Origin of the sequence: Streptomyces sp. NPDC001231, from assembly GCF_042896885.1 — a bacterium.
GTDB lineage: Bacteria > Actinomycetota > Actinomycetes > Streptomycetales > Streptomycetaceae > Streptomyces.
Map to the genome: position 1 here is coordinate 68153 of NZ_JBIAXS010000024.1, position 13125 is coordinate 81277.

Consider the following 13125-nt stretch of genomic DNA (forward strand, 5'->3'; position numbering starts at 1 on the left):
ACCATCGTAGTTACGTACACCGTACGTAGTGCGCTATCGTCGACACATGGCTACTACGTACGCTGTACTTAGTGAGGGACTGGAGAAACGGTTCGGCCAGGTCCACGCGCTGCGCGGGCTGGACCTGGCCGTGGTACAGGGCACCGTCTGCGGGCTGCTCGGGCCGAACGGGGCGGGCAAGACCACGGCCGTTCGGCTGCTGACCACGCTGCTGCGCCCGGACGCGGGGTCGGCACGGGTCGCGGGGCACGACCTCGTCCGGGAGGCGGCGGCGGTGCGCCGCAGGATCGGTGTCACCGGGCAGTACGCGTCGATCGACGGGGACCTCACCGGGCGCCAGAACCTGCGGCTGTTCGCGCGGCTGCACCGGGTCGGGAACGCGGCCGCGCGGGCCGACGAACTGCTGGAGCGGTTCGGCCTCTCCGAGGCGGCCGACCGGACCGCGTCCACCTACTCCGGCGGAATGCGGCGCCGCCTCGACCTGGCGGCCAGCCTGATCCGCCGCCCGGACGTGCTGTTCCTGGACGAGCCGACCACCGGGCTCGACCCGGCCAGCCGCAACCGCATCCGGGACGCCGTACGTGACCTGAAGCAGCAGGGGACGACGGTGCTGCTGACCACCCAGTACCTGGAGGAGGCCGACCAACTCGCCGACGAGATCGTCCTGGTGGACCGGGGCCGGGTCGCACACACCGGATCGCCCGCCCGGCTCAAGTCGTTGATCGGCTCCTACGCGGAGGTCGTCGTCGCGCAAGCCGACGCGCTGAAGGGAGCCGCCGGCGTCCTGGACCGGCTCACCGGGTCCGAGCCCGTGTTCGACCACGAACGGCACACCGTCGGCGCGGTCACCACCGATGCGACGCTCACCCTCCCGCGCCTCGTGCGCGAACTCGACGCGGCCGGCGTGCCGTTGCTCGACGCGAGTCTGAGGCCGCCGACCCTCGACGACGTCTTCCTCCGGCTGACCGGGCAGTCCCCCGGCGTCTCCCCCGACACCAAGGAGCTCGTGACATGAGCGCGCTGACGTACGACGGCATGGCGATGGTGGGCCGGCAACTGCGCCGGGTCCGCAACAGTCCGGGACTGGCGATCCTGACCCAGGTCATGCCGATCAACATGCTGCTGTTCTTCGGCTACGTCTTCGGCAGCGCGCTCGCGATGCCCGGCCGGGAGTACCGCTCCTTCCTGGTGCCGGGGCTGCTGGTGGCCACCGCCGCGGGCGGGATCATGACCGGGATGTTCCAGGCGGCCCAGGACACGCACCGGGGCGTGATGGACCGCTTCCGCACGATGCCGGTGAGCCGGGCGGCGGTGCCGCTCGGGCAGGCCGTGGCGGACCTCGTCGTCACCGCCGCCGGAACGGTGCCGCTGCTGCTGGTCGGGCTCGCCGTGGGCTGGCGGTTCGAGGGGTCGGCGCCCGAAGCGCTGGGCGCCGTGGGCCTGTTGCTGTTGTTCCGGTTCGCGTGCACCTGGATCGGGATCTTCCTCGGGCTGCTCACCCGCAGCGAGGAGGCCGCCGGACAGCTCGGCGCCGCCACCTTCGTGCTGCCACTGTTGTCCAACGCCTACATCCCGACCGACAACCTGGCGGGCTGGCTGCGCACGACGGCCGAATGGAACCCGATCAGCGCGGTGACCACCGCCCTGCGGGACCTCTTCGGCAACGCGCCCGTCCCCGAGGGGGCCGCCTGGCCGGTGGCCCACCCCGTCGCCGGGTCGATGGTCTGGTGCACGCTCCTGATCGCCCTGTGCGGCCCCCTCGCCGTCCGGCGTTACGCCCGCGGAGAGGGCTGACAGCCGCCGCCGGAATGCCCTGACCGTCGGCGGGAAGACGCCGCCCGGCCGGCCGGCGGCAGCGGTCTCCCGCCGCCCGGCCGGCCGCCCGCGCCGCCATGTCCGTCGATCCGCCGGAAGACCAGGACCCGCCGCCGGGTCCGTCGACCGCCGGCCGGCGGCGCCCCCAGTCGGCACCCCACCGCAGCAGTCCCGCCCTCCTCCCCCCGACTGGCGACGTGGCGACCCGTCGGTGACCGGCCATGCCCCGCTGCTGACAAAGCCACCGGTCGCGGGACATGATCCCGGTCATGGACCGGCTTCCCCCGCCCCTGGAGGGCATCACCGTCGTCGCTGTCGAGCAGGCCGTGTCGGCACCGTTCGCCACCCGGCAGCTCGCCGACCTCGGGGCTCGGGTCATCAAGGTCGAGCGGGTGGACGGAGGTGACTTCGCGCGGGGGTACGACACCGCGGCGGGCGGACTCGCCTCGCACTTCGTGTGGTGCAACCGGGGCAAGGAGTCCGTGGCGCTGGACCTGAAGGACCCGCGGGGCCTGGACGTCGTACGGCGGCTGATCACCCGCGCGGACGTGTTCGTGCAGAACCTCGCCCAGGGCGCGGCGGCCCGGCTCGGTCTGGACGCGGCGACGCTGTGCGCGGGGCACCCGCGGCTGATCGCCGTCGACATCTCGGGCTACGGGTCGGGCGGTCCGTACGCGCACAAGCGGGCCTACGACATGCTCGTGCAGTGCGAGGCGGGGCTGGTCTCCGTGACCGGCACGCCGGAGCAGCCGGTGAAGGCGGGGATCCCGGCGGCGGACATCGCGGCGGCCATGTACGCCTTCTCGGGCGTGCTGGCCGCGCTGGTGCGGCGTGGCACGACGGGGCGCGGCGGTCCGGTGGAGGTGTCGATGCTGGAGGCGCTCGCCGAGTGGCTGGGGCATCCGCTGCACCACGCGATGCACGGCGGGACCGCCCCGGCGCGCACCGGCCTCGCGCACGCCGTCATCGCCCCCTACGACGCCTTTCCGACCGCGGACGGCGGGCGGGTGCTGCTGTCGGTGCAGAACGACCGGGAGTGGCGCCGGCTCGCCGAACACGTGCTGCGGCAGCCGGAGTCGGGGGACGATCCGATGTTCGCGACGAACGCGGCACGGGTCGCGCACCGGGAACGCACCGACGAACTGGTCGGCAGGGCGCTCGGCGCGCTGGACACCGACGAGGCGCTGGCCCGGCTGGAGGGCGCGGGTATCGCCTGCGCACGACTGAGGGACGTGCACGAGCTCGCGGAGCATCCGCAGCTCGCTGCCCGGGAGCGGTGGCGGGAGGTGGGTACGCCGGCCGGCCCGCTCAGGGCGCTGCTGCCGCCGATCACGCTGCCGGGCGGGACCGGGCCGTGCATGGGGGATGTTCCCGCGCTCGGACAGCACACCGGGGCGCTGCTGCGTGCCGTGGGAATGACGGACGGCGAGATCGCGGCGCTGCGCCGGGACGGCGTGGTGGCCTGAGCGCGGGTCGGGTGAACGGGCCTTGGGAGACGCAGGTCGGGACTCAGCGCGCGCCGAACAGCGAGCGGCGCAGCCTGCGCAGCGGCGCGAACAGCGACACACGGTGGACCCTGGCTCGCCTGCCCGTGCGGTCGTGCGGGCCACGTGCGGTCAGCTCGCGCATCAGCGACGTCGCCTCGACCGTCTCCCGCTGCGGCACGGCGGGGCCGCCCAGCACCGACAGATGGCGGTCGAGACGCGAGCTGGTCGCGCTGCTCCCGCAGGTGATCGCAGGGACCCTGGCCCTGCTGCGCACTGTTATCTGCTCCATGTCACTCCCCACCCGTACGAGTCCACCCGGCCCGGGCAGAGTAACCCTATCGCCCCGTTGGGGCACTCGTGTATCGCGGTGGCAGGATTCACCTTCCCTGGAGGGGTGTTGACGATTACTCTCCGAATCCGACCGCTTTCAAGGTGAGTTGAACAATTGGCCGTGTAGTGGGGCCGGGTGACCCCCCGTCGGGTTCGACGGTCACGGCGAGTGATGTCGCCGACCGGGTGAGACCCGAGACGACCAAGGGCGCTTCACCCTCGAACAGGCCGAGGGAACGCGGCGGTGCGCCGGGGCGCATGAGCCACAGCTGGCGCACCCGGCCACTGGGCGGATCCGCGTACCCGCCCAGGGTCACCACGGCCCGCTCCCGTGAAGCGGAAGCGATCACTCCGATACTGCGGCCCTCCGCGTCCCGGCTGGTGGCGGCCCGGGTGTCCGGGGCGGCGAGAACGTGGGCGATCTCACGTGCCCGGTCCCGCTGGGCCGCCAGCTCGTCCTGGGTCCGGTTCGCCTGCACGGCGAAGAGCGCGGCGACCACGAGGGCCGCGGCGGCGGTCACGGTGGCGAACGGCACGAACAGGGGGCGCGGCCGGGGCGCACGGGTGCGCGCGGGCGGCGGCCGGGTGCCCCAGACGTGCGGGGGCAGTTGGGGCGTGTGCTCACGTGCCGGAGCGGGATCCTGAGGGGTGTCGCGTATCGCTGCCAGCACCCGCCCGCGCAGCGCGGCGGGCGCCGGGGTGGCGGCGGACCAGGCCAGACGCACCGCGTCCTCGGACAGGGCACGCACCTGGGCGGCGCATGCCGAGCAGTTCCGCAGGTGCTTGTCGAAGCGGACCCGTTCGGCGGGCTCCAGGGCGTGGAGGGCGTAGGGCGCGGCGAGGGAGTGCGGGTCCTCGCGGCGCAGCAGGCGGTCGAGCAGGCTCATGCGGCACATCCCAGGCACTCGCGCAGCCGGATGAGCCCGTCGCGCATCCGCGTCTTGACCGTGCCCAGCGGCAGGGACAGCCGCTCGGCCACTTCACGGTAGGTGTAACCGTCGTAGTAGGCGAGGGTGACCGACTGGCGTTGCAGCGCGGTGAGGCGGTCCAGGCAGCGCCGTACCCACTCGCGTTCCAGGCCGGCCTCGACCTCCTCGGCGACGTGGTCGAAGGCGGGCGAGGCGGCGCGCACCGCCTCGCGCCGCTCCCGCTCGCCGGCGGCGCGGACGCTGCGCACCCGGTCGACGGCGCGGCGGTGGGCGAGGGTGAGCACCCAGGACAGGGCGCTGCCCCGCCCGGGGTCGAACCTCGGGGCGGAGCGCCACAGTTCGAGCAGCACCTCCTGGGCGACCTCCTCGGACTGGGCCGGGTCGCGCACCACGCGCCGCACCAGCCCGTAGATGGGTCCGGACACCAGCCCGTACAGCTCCTCGAACGCCTTGTGGTCGCCCCCCGCCACGAGCACCAGAAGCTCGTCCGCCTCCACCCGCCGCCCCCTCTCCGCCGGCCGCCGTGGGCCCGTCCTCACGCACGCGGGGCGCGCAGCGTGCGCGCCCTTCGGATGAGGTACGGATCCGCGGGCCGAAAACGCGGGTCGAGCGGTGGGAAAAGAAATTCGCCGGCGGACCGATCCGTCCCGGCCCCGTCTCCGAATCCCCGTACGACAGGCAAGTCGGCACTGAGGACGGATCGGCATGACACCTTTCTCCAGTCTCTCCAAGCGCGGTGGGGGCACCCCCGGGCGTTCGGCTCCCGGGGAGGGACGCAGAGGCCTCGCCTCCCTCGTCTGCGGCGCGCTGGCCGCCGGGGGGCTCGCGGCCGCCGGCACGGCCGTGCTCGAACCCGGGCGGGCCGCCGCCTCCAGTCACCGGGAGGCGCCGCTCGTCTCGGGCGCCCCGCAGTACGACAACACGGACCTGTACGCGTTCGTCAGCCCGGACAAGCCCGACACCACGACCGTCGTGGCGAACTGGATACCGTTCGAGGAGCCGGCCGGGGGTCCGAACTTCTACACGTTCGCGGACGACGCCCAGTACGACCTGCACATCGACAACGACGGTGACGCGCGGAGCGACCTGGTCTTCCGGTACACGTTCAGGACGCACGTCAAGGACAAGCACACGTTCCTCTACAACACGGGTCCGGTGCACAGCCTGGACGACCCGAACCTGAACGTGACCCAGACGTACGACGTCGATCTGATCAGGCTGCGCCACGAGCGGCAGGTGTCCACGACGCGGCTCGCGGACGGTGTGCCGGTGGCGCCGTCGAACGTCGGCAAGGCGTCGATGCCGGACTACGGCGCGCTGCGGAAGCAGGCCGTCCACCGGACGGCGAGCGGTGCGGCGACGTTCGCCGGGCAGGCCGACGACCCGTTCTTCGCGGACCTCCGCGTCTTCGACCTGCTGTACGGCGGGGACCTCTCCGAGGTCGGCAACGACACGCTCAAGGGCTACAACGTCAACACGATCGCCCTCCAGGTGCCGAACGACCTGATCCGCGAGTCGGCCGGGCAGCCCGTCGTGGGCATCTGGTCGACCACGCAGCGCAGGAACGCCCGTGGCGGCTTCACACAGGTCTCGCGTCTGGGCAACCCGCTCGTCAACGAGGTCGTCAACCCGCAGAAGGACAAGGACCGGTTCAACGCCTCCTCGCCCCACGGCGACGCGCAGTTCCTCCGGAACGTCACCCATCCCGAACTGCCGAAGCTCGTCGAGCAGATCTACAAGATCAAGGCGCCCGCCGAGCCGCGCGACGATCTCGTGGAGGTGTTCCTCAAGGGCGTGAAGGACCTCAACCAGCCGCCGTACGTGCGGCCGTCGGAGCAGCTGCGGCTGAACACCTCGATCGAGCCGAGCCCGCATCCGAAGCGGCTGGGCGTCCTCGACGGCGACAACGCGGGCTTCCCGAACGGCCGCAGGCTCACCGACGACGTGATCGACGCGGCGCTCCAGGTGATGGAGGGCGCGCTGCTCGGCGCCAAGAACGACCTGGGCGACGCGGTCGACGCGAACGACAGGAAGTTCGAGGGCTCGTTCCCGTACGTGGCCGAGCCGACGTCCGGTTCGCGCGGGCGGGTCGCCGAGAGCACGAGCGCCGACGTGCGCAGCGGGCTGGGCGACGCGTTGCGGCCGGCGGGCGCCTCCGGGGACACGATGCTGATGGCCGGTTCGGCGGCCGCGGGAGCGGCCGGGGTCCTGCTGATCGGCACGGGCCTGTCCTGGTGGCGCCGCCGCTCGCAGCGCCCGTACTGACGCACGCCCCCACCGGCCGGCGCGGCCCGCGTTCCACACATCCCCCACGACGCGGGCCGCGCCACCCCACGCGACCACGGCCGTACCGGCGGTTCGGCCCGAACACCCAGGCGACCAAGGAGAGGGCATGGCCCGGCGCGACGACCCCACCCCACCTGACCGCGGACCCCACGCCACCGGTCCCGCGACGCCCGCGGAGAACCGGCCCGCCGAGCCCGACCACGGCCCGGCCGGCCCACCGAGGGAACACCACCGCGAACACCCGCACGACGACACCCCCACGGAACCGGCGGAGCGCGAGGCCGAAGGCCCGCCGGACGGTACCCCCACCGCCCCCGGGGAGCGCGAGGCGAAGGGCAGTGCCCTGGGGGTGCGGCCGCCGGTGTCCCGCGAGGGTGGCGACCGAGCCGTCGCGGACGGGCGCGACGGCGCGACGGTGCGCCGTCGGCGGCGGGGGCCGCTCGCCGGGTTCGTGGTGCTGCTGGCCATGGTCATGACCGGGGGTGCCCTGGCCGTGGGGGCGGGGCGCGACGGCCATGAGGCGACCGGCCTCGCGGGCGGGGCCGTGGCTCCGGAGCTGCTCGCCGGGGGAAGTCCGGGCACCGACATCACGTCGCTTCAGGCGCGTCTGCGGGCGCGGCCGAAGGACCACGCCGGCTGGGCCGCCCTCGGGCTCGCCCATGTCGAGGAGGCGCGGACCAAGGGCGATCCCTCGCGGTACCCGCAGGCCGAGAGGGCGCTGGCGCGGTCGCTGAAGCTGGCGCCCGGAAACGACCTGGCCCTCGCCGGCCGGGCCGCGCTCGCCGCCGCCCGGCACGACTTCGCCGGCGCGCTGACCCACGCGGACCAGGCCCTGGACCAGAACCCCTACAGCGAGCGCGCCCTGTCCTCCCGGATCGACGCCCTCGTCGAACTCGGCCGGTACGACGAGGCGTCCGAGGCCGCCGACACCGCCGACGCCCGGCGCCCGGGCGTGCCGGTCTTCACGCGCTACGCCTACGTGCGCGAACTGCGCGGCGACGTCACCACCGCCCGCCGTGTCCTCGAGCAGGCGCTCGCCGCCGCCACCTCCCGCGGCGACATCGCCTACGTCGCCACGCAGCTCGGCCAACTCGCCTGGAACCAGGGCGACTACAAGGCCGCCCTCGGCCACTGCGCGCGGGCCCTCGCCGCTGACGACGGCTACCTGCCCGCTCTGGAGGGCCGCGCCCGCGCCCGGGCGGCGAGCGGTGACCTCGCCGCCGCCGTCAGGGACCTGGAGGACGTCGTCTCCCGCTACCCGCTGCCCGGACCGCTCGTCGCGCTCGGGGAGCTGTACGAGGCCCGCGGCGCCGCCGGTGACCGGGCGAAGGCGGGGAACCAGTACGCCCTGGTCGACGCCTGGATCGCGCTCGCCCGCGCGGGCGGCGTCAACGCCGACCTCGACACAGCGCTCGCCGCCGCCGACCACGGTGACGCCGGGGCGGCGCTGCGCGCGGCCCGCGCCGAGTGGGCCCGCCGGCACACCGTGCACACCGCGGACGCCCTCGCCTGGGCGCTGCTCAGGAACGGCCGCGCCCGGGAGGCCCTCCCCTATGCCCGGCAGGCCACGGCCACCGGCTACCGCAACGCCGCGTTCCTCTACCACCGCGGCATGATCGAGCACGCCACCGGCCACACCGCCGCCGCCCGCACCCACCTCACCGCCGCACTGAAACTGAACCCCGGCTTCTCCCCCCTCGCCGCCCGCACGGCACGCACGACCCTGAAGTCCCCGGAGGCAACCCGGTGAAGCACCTCCACCCACTCCACGCCATCGCCGCCGCCGCCAGGGCGCCGCACAGGAACGGCCGCACCCGGGAAGCACTCCCCCACGGCCGGCAGGCCACGGCCACCGGCTACCCCAAGGCCGCACTGAAACCGAACCCCGGCCTCTCCCCCCTCGCCGCCCGCACGGCACGCACGACCCTGAAGTCCCCGGAGGCAACCCGGTGAAGCACCTCCACCCACTCCACGCCATCGCCGCGGCCCTCGCCGCGGCCTGCGTGCTCGTCCTCGTCCCGGCCGGCGCCGCGAGCGCGCATCCGCTCGGGAACTTCACCGTCAACCGCTACGACGGACTGGTCGCCTCCCCCGGCGCGCTCCGCGTGGACCACGTCGAGGACCTCGCCGAGATCCCGGCGACCCAGGCCAAGCCGGACATCGAGCGGATCGGCCTGGCCGCGTGGGCCCGGCAGCGGTGCGAGCAGGCCGCGCGGGACAGCTCCGTCACGGTCGACGGACGCACGGTCGCGCTCACCGCGCACGGCAGCCACGCGCGCGTGCGCCCCGGCCAGGCGGGCCTCGACACCCTGCGGGTGGAGTGCGGGCTGAGCGCGCCGCTGCCCGAGAGAGCCACCGCCGCCGTCGGCTTCCGCGGCGCGGAGGCGTCCTCCGGGCCCGGCTGGCGGGAGATCACGGCGCGCGGCGACCGGATGACGCTCACCGCGTCCGATGTGCCGAGGACCTCCGTGTCCCGCGAACTGACCAGCTATCCGGCGCGGTTGCTGTCCTCCCCCGCCGACACCTCCGCCGCGTCCCTGCGGGTGCGGCCGGGCGGCCCCGCGCTCGCCGACGAGCGGCGCGACGCGCCCGCCGCCTCCGTGCTGCCCCGCGGCGCCGACCGCTGGACGCGGGCCCTGGACCACCTGGTCGCCCGGCACGAACTCACCCTCGGCTTCGCCGCCCTCGCCCTGGTCGTCGCCGTCGGGCTCGGCGCCCTGCACGCCCTGGCCCCGGGCCACGGCAAGACCGTCATGGCGGCGATGGCGGCGGCGCGCGGCGGCCGGGCCCGCCCGAGGGACGTCCTGCCGCTGGCCGCCTCGGTGACCGTCACCCACACGCTCGGCGTGATCGCCCTCGGGCTGCTGGTCGCGGCCGGCTCCTCGGCCGCGCCCTCGGTGATCGCCTGGCTGGGAGTCGCCGGCGGCGTCCTGGTCACCCTGGCGGGCGCCGGCCTCGTGCGCCGCGCCTGGCGCAACCGCGACCACGGGCACGGTCACAGCCACGGGCACGGGGATGCGCACAGCCACGATCATGATCACTCCCACGGCCTGGAACACACCCACGGCGGCCACACCCACACCCACCTCGCGGCCCCCACCCTCCGCGGCACCCTGTTCCTGGGATTCGCCGGCGGGCTCGTGCCCAGTCCGTCCGCCGTGGTGGTCCTGGTGGGCGCGGCGGCGCTGGGGCAGGCCTGGTTCGGGCTGCTGCTCGTGGTGGCGTACGGCGTCGGACTGGCCCTGACCCTCACCGCGGCCGGGATCGCCGTGGTGAAGCTGGGCAGCGGCGTGCACCGGCTGCTGGACGGGCGCCCCCGCTGGACCGCGGGCCCGGCGGCGGCCCTGGTGCGCAGGACCGCGCCGCTCGGGTCGGCGTGCGTGGTCGTCGCCCTGGGGGCCGGGCTGATGCTCAAGGGGGCGGCAGCGGCGCTGGGCTGAGCGATGGCCGAGGGGTCCCGGAGTCTCGGCCCGGGGGCGGGCCGGCGCGGCGGAGACCCCGGCGTGCGGGGTCTCCGCTTCGGGCGCGAAGAGGGCCTGGTGGTGACGGTGGGTCAGGCCGCCTTGGTGAGCACCGGGAGGTAGCCACCGGAGTGGCCGGCCGCCGTCGGGTGGTAGGACTCGCCGACGCTCAGCCAGTTGACGCTGTGCAGCCAGGAGCTGCCGGAGCAGATCTCGTGGCCGGTGAAGGTGGAGCGGACGTCGCCGAAGACGAAGCCGTGGTTGGCGGCGATCTTGGCGGTGGCGGCGTCGATGTAGTCGGCGGCGCCGTTGATGGCGGAGCGCTTGGCCTCGCTGAGGCCCAGGCAGAGCTGTCCGAGCAGGTAGAAGCGGGGGTAGCCGATGACGACCACGCGCGCGTTGGGAGCCTTGCTGCGGATCGTCGAGTAGAGGTTGTTCAGCTTGCCGGGCAGCGTCGAGTCGATGTACGCCCTGGCGGTGTTGATGCGCGAGATGCAGTCGTTGTCGGACTGGAGCACACAGGTCGTCATGACGTCGGAGAAACCGGCGTCGTTGCCGCCGGCGGTGATCGAGACGAGGGCGGTGGCGGAGTTGAGCGGGCCGAGCTGGTTGGCCAGTACGTCGTCGGTCCTGGCACCCGAGCAGGCGGTGAAGGAGAACGACGACGGGGAGTTGGCGGCGTTCCACAGGTAGGGGTACGCGTTCGTGCTGCGGTTGCAGCTGCCGCTGGAGCTGATGTAGCTGCCGGCGCCCACCCCGGAGGAGTAGGAGTCGCCGAGGGCCACATACGGGCCGTTCGCTGCCAGTTGGGCCGCCTGCGCCGTCGTCGCCCCGCTCAGGGCGAGGCCGATGGCCAGGAGGAGGGAACCGATATAGGCGGAAATTCGGGAACTTCGTCTCATGGAACCTCCCTTTAGCAGGATCTCTGCCGTAACCGTGGTAGCAGCTACGCGTGTTGACAGGGAAGTGTCCATGTCAAAACTTTTCAGCAAGCAACGAAATCCGTTGTGGCACAAGAGGCTTGGGAGGTCGGGAACCGGCCACTCGAAAGGGGGACGCAAGCAGGCGAGAACCCGTACGGGCGGCTTCCGCATCTTGACGGGCGCCGCGGGCTGCGCGACATTGAAGCCCGGCATCCGGCGCTTCGGGGGGCAAAGTCGCCAATGCAGACCATACGCATCAAGACAGCTTCAACAGCGGGCACACAGCGGGCGCGGCCAGGGCCGGGGAGGGACCTGTCACCGCTGCTCGCGGGCGCCGCGACGGCAATCGGGGGGATCGGTGCGCTGCTCGCGCTCACCGGCTCCAACTCCCCTCTGCGTGGCCCGTTGACGCTGTTCTTCCTGCTCGCGGCGCCGGCCGCGGCCATCGCCGCCGCGCTGCGCGGGCTGGATCCTTTCGGCCGCGCCCTCGTCTCGGTGGCGGGCGCGGTCGTCCTCGACATGCTGGTGGCCCAGGGGATGCTGGCCGTGCACCGATGGTCCGTCAGCGGCGGACTGCTGGCCGTCACCGCGTTCAGCTCCCTCGTTCTCCTGCTGGTTCTGGTGCGGCGGCAGCGCGGCCGCACGGCGAGAAGACAGGGCTCCTGACGTGGACATCAGCGTGTACCGCCCCGGCGAGCTGAGCGCCGCCGACCGGGCGGCGTGGACCGCGATGCAGTCCAAGGCTCATCTGCACGGTGCGGAGGAACTGGCGAACCCCTTCCTGTCCGCCGAGTTCACGCTCGCGGTGGGCCGGTGCAGACGCGGGGTGCGGATCGCGGTGGTCCGCGAGGACGGCGAGCCCGTCGCGTTCTTCCCGTTCCAGAGATCGGCCACCGGCGTCGGCCGGGCCGTCGGGCTCGGCGTCTCCGACTGCCAGGGCCTGGTGCACCGGCCCGGCTTCACCTGGGACGCCCGTGAGCTGCTGCGGGCCTGCTCACTGGCCGTCTGGGAGTTCGACCACCTGGTGGCGGGCCAGGAGCCGTTCGAGGCGGGAGCCTCCGGCAGCTTCCCGTCCCCGGTCATGGACGTCGACCAGGGCTACGACACGTATGTGCGCGAACTGCGCGCCCGGTCGCCCAAGTTCACCCGGACCACGCTCGCCAAGGACCGCAGGCTGGGCCGTGACGCGGGCCCGGTGCGATACGTCCACGACGAGCGCGACCCCGCCGCGCTGCGCAGGCTGATGGCCTGGAAGTCCGCCCAGTACCGGCGGACCGGGCGCAGCGACCGCTTCGCGCACGAGTGGATCACCCGCCTGGTGACACAGCTGTTCCACACCCGTTCCGACTCCTTCGCGGGGATCCTGTCGGTGCTGTACGCGGACGGCCGGCCGGTCGCAGCCCACTTCGGGCTGCGCTCCGAACGGGTGCTGGCCTGCTGGTTCCCGGCCTACGACCCGGCGTACGCGAAGTTCTCCCCGGGGCTGATCCTGCATCTGCGCATGGCCGAGGCGGCCGCCGCCGACGGCATCGCGTACCTGGACCTCGGCCGGGGTCAGAAGGAGTACAAGGACTCCCTGAAGACGCGCGAACTCAGCGTGTGCGAAGGGTGGGTGACACGACGTCACCCGGTGGCGGTCGGGCATCGGGCGCGCCGCGCCCCGGTCCGGGCGCTGCGCAACGCGGTGCTGTCGCGGCCGGAACTGTTCGAGCCCGCGGACAGGATCCTCAAACGCATGGGACAAATCCGTTCCAGGCGCTGAACAGTACGTACAGGGTTGCGTTACGGCAAAACCAACAAAAACGTGAGGCCTCGTTCCAGGTCTTGCCATACTGGTTCAATCATCAATACCGTCGTACATCTCACCCGCATCGGTCCGTCGGCAAGCGGCTCA

13 protein-coding genes are annotated in these 13125 nt (G+C 73.4%); 9 read left to right on the forward strand and 4 right to left on the reverse strand.

The features are described from left to right. The first annotated feature begins 46 nt into the window (after positions 1-46). The 3 genes from ACFY3J_RS26845 (at position 47) to ACFY3J_RS26855 (ending at position 3281) form a co-directional block, all read left to right on the forward strand. Positions 47-1015, forward strand: a complete 969-nt coding sequence (locus tag ACFY3J_RS26845) for an ATP-binding cassette domain-containing protein (protein WP_390841896.1) — start codon at positions 47-49, stop codon at positions 1013-1015. Further along, the gene (locus tag ACFY3J_RS26850; protein ID WP_390841897.1) at positions 1012-1794 is read left to right on the forward strand and encodes an ABC transporter permease; all 783 of its coding nucleotides are present in this window, start codon (positions 1012-1014) and stop codon (positions 1792-1794) included. The genes ACFY3J_RS26845 and ACFY3J_RS26850 overlap by 4 nt, the downstream gene beginning before the upstream one ends. Positions 1795-2084: 290 nt before the next feature. Beyond that, positions 2085-3281, forward strand: coding sequence for a CaiB/BaiF CoA transferase family protein (locus ACFY3J_RS26855; RefSeq protein ID WP_390841898.1), 1197 nt, complete (start codon positions 2085-2087; stop codon positions 3279-3281). 43 nt (positions 3282-3324) lie between these two features. On the opposite strand, the gene ACFY3J_RS26860 is transcribed toward ACFY3J_RS26855, so the two are convergent. The 3 genes from ACFY3J_RS26860 to ACFY3J_RS26870 form a co-directional block, all read right to left on the reverse strand. Continuing rightward, positions 3325-3591 (reverse strand): hypothetical protein, encoded by a 267-nt coding sequence (locus ACFY3J_RS26860; protein WP_384175210.1) that lies wholly within the window; start codon positions 3589-3591, stop codon positions 3325-3327. Between the two features lie 115 nt (positions 3592-3706). After that, entirely contained in the window at positions 3707-4519 is an 813-nt protein-coding gene (locus ACFY3J_RS26865; protein ID WP_384175207.1) for an anti-sigma factor domain-containing protein, read from the reverse strand. After that, on the reverse strand, positions 4516-5058 hold the full coding sequence (locus ACFY3J_RS26870) for a sigma-70 family RNA polymerase sigma factor (RefSeq protein WP_141362409.1): 543 nt from the start codon (positions 5056-5058) through the stop codon (positions 4516-4518). Before ACFY3J_RS26870 ends, ACFY3J_RS26865 begins: the two co-directional genes overlap by 4 nt. Positions 5059-5266: 208 nt before the next feature. Here ACFY3J_RS26870 and ACFY3J_RS26875 point away from each other — a divergent pair, with 208 nt between their 5' ends. The 4 genes from ACFY3J_RS26875 to ACFY3J_RS26890 all read left to right on the forward strand — a co-directional run bounded on the left by ACFY3J_RS26875 (position 5267) and on the right by ACFY3J_RS26890 (position 10287). Beyond that, entirely contained in the window at positions 5267-6826 is a 1560-nt protein-coding gene (locus ACFY3J_RS26875) for a DUF4331 domain-containing protein (protein ID WP_390841899.1), read from the forward strand. A 127-nt stretch (positions 6827-6953) separates the two neighbouring features. After that, positions 6954-8597, forward strand: a complete 1644-nt coding sequence (locus ACFY3J_RS26880) for a tetratricopeptide repeat protein (protein WP_390841900.1) — start codon at positions 6954-6956, stop codon at positions 8595-8597. Continuing rightward, positions 8594-8800: a hypothetical protein gene (locus ACFY3J_RS26885; RefSeq protein ID WP_390841901.1), complete on the forward strand. Its 207-nt coding sequence runs from the start codon at positions 8594-8596 to the stop codon at positions 8798-8800. The genes ACFY3J_RS26880 and ACFY3J_RS26885 overlap by 4 nt, the downstream gene beginning before the upstream one ends. Then, positions 8797-10287 (forward strand): nickel transporter, encoded by a 1491-nt coding sequence (locus ACFY3J_RS26890; protein ID WP_390841902.1) that lies wholly within the window; start codon positions 8797-8799, stop codon positions 10285-10287. The genes ACFY3J_RS26885 and ACFY3J_RS26890 overlap by 4 nt, the downstream gene beginning before the upstream one ends. Positions 10288-10400: 113 nt before the next feature. On the opposite strand, the gene ACFY3J_RS26895 is transcribed toward ACFY3J_RS26890, so the two are convergent. Beyond that, on the reverse strand, positions 10401-11210 hold the full coding sequence (locus tag ACFY3J_RS26895; protein ID WP_384175199.1) for an SGNH/GDSL hydrolase family protein: 810 nt from the start codon (positions 11208-11210) through the stop codon (positions 10401-10403). Between the two features lie 261 nt (positions 11211-11471). Between ACFY3J_RS26895 and ACFY3J_RS26900 the strand changes: the two genes are divergently transcribed. Both ACFY3J_RS26900 and ACFY3J_RS26905 read left to right on the forward strand, forming a co-directional pair. Further along, the gene (locus ACFY3J_RS26900) at positions 11472-11897 is read left to right on the forward strand and encodes a hypothetical protein (protein ID WP_384175197.1); all 426 of its coding nucleotides are present in this window, start codon (positions 11472-11474) and stop codon (positions 11895-11897) included. Between the two features lies 1 nt (position 11898). Further along, the gene (locus ACFY3J_RS26905) at positions 11899-12993 is read left to right on the forward strand and encodes a GNAT family N-acetyltransferase (protein ID WP_384175195.1); all 1095 of its coding nucleotides are present in this window, start codon (positions 11899-11901) and stop codon (positions 12991-12993) included. Positions 12994-13125 lie beyond the last annotated feature (132 nt).